Origin of the sequence: Luteococcus sp. Sow4_B9 (assembly GCF_052116585.1) — a bacterium.
Lineage (GTDB): Bacteria > Actinomycetota > Actinomycetes > Propionibacteriales > Propionibacteriaceae > Luteococcus.
In genome coordinates this window covers 1-897 of the sequence record NZ_JBQKKT010000067.1, presented here as the reverse complement: position 1 = coordinate 897, position 897 = coordinate 1, and the positions used below count along the sequence as shown (strand labels likewise).

2 protein-coding genes are annotated in these 897 nt (G+C 65.3%); both read right to left on the bottom strand.

What is annotated here, in order from left to right; all coding sequences use genetic code 11:
• On the bottom strand, positions 1-374 hold a 374-nt coding region (locus ACTQ49_RS14975; RefSeq protein WP_441828631.1), incomplete at its 3' end, for a hypothetical protein.
• Positions 374-856, bottom strand: a complete 483-nt coding sequence (locus tag ACTQ49_RS14970; RefSeq protein ID WP_441828630.1) for a hypothetical protein — start codon at positions 854-856, stop codon at positions 374-376. The genes ACTQ49_RS14970 and ACTQ49_RS14975, both read right to left, overlap by 1 nt.
• Between the last annotated feature and the right edge of the window lie 41 nt (positions 857-897).

Below are 897 nucleotides of genomic sequence, written 5' to 3'. Positions count from 1 at the left end.
GTGTTCCCGCTCTGCCCTTCCTCGGTCGCGAGGCAGCGGACAAACGGGGAGCGGATCGGGCGACCCACCGGCTGCCCACTCGCATCCCAGCCGTCAAAACGCACCGGAGCAAGAGCCTCCGCCACGCCAATCAGCCCTGCGACCTCCGACTTCGCCCGACCCTTCGGCATCGACAGCACGCCACGAGAGATCAGCCTGTGCCCAGACGCCGGTTCGAGCTCGTAGGCGTCCACGATGAAGTCAAACATCTCGTCATCGAACGTCAACGGCTGCCCCTCCACCGGCCCAGGGCCATGGCAGGCATACGCCTCGAGCCAGTCGATGACGGCATAGCCGAGAGAGCACTTCTGCCCCTCGAACAGGGGGCGGAACATCAGCCTGCGCGCCGCTTCCGCGCCCGGTCAAGGCTCGACACCTTGCCTGCGGATGCGACCGACTCCACAGACTTCTGATAGGCACCCCTCGGACCCCGATACTGGGGCCGTCGACCCTCCACGTCCGGCAACCGCAGCGCCGCCAGCAGCTGCTTGAGGACCGTGGCCGTCGCGTTCGCCTCACGCAGCGCCGAGTTCACGACCAAGCTGGACACTCCGTTACCGTCCGTCTCAATCGACAGCAGCACGTCATGCTTGCCACGGATCGCCGCATCCAGAGAATCGAGCCGATCCTTTGCCCGGCACGCCTCCTCCAGTTGCACCAACTGCTCCGGCGTCAGCTCGAACACGTCCGCCACGCCACGCCACAAAGCACGCCCACCATCCGCCAACGAGGCTGGACACGGGGCCGGGATATGGGGCTCGTCAGACATGCTCAACACCTCCAGCGTCGCGCCGATATGCATCTGGTGGTATCGCACCACCAGAGAGAATGGTTTTCAGGCCCTGTAGACTGCGAGAC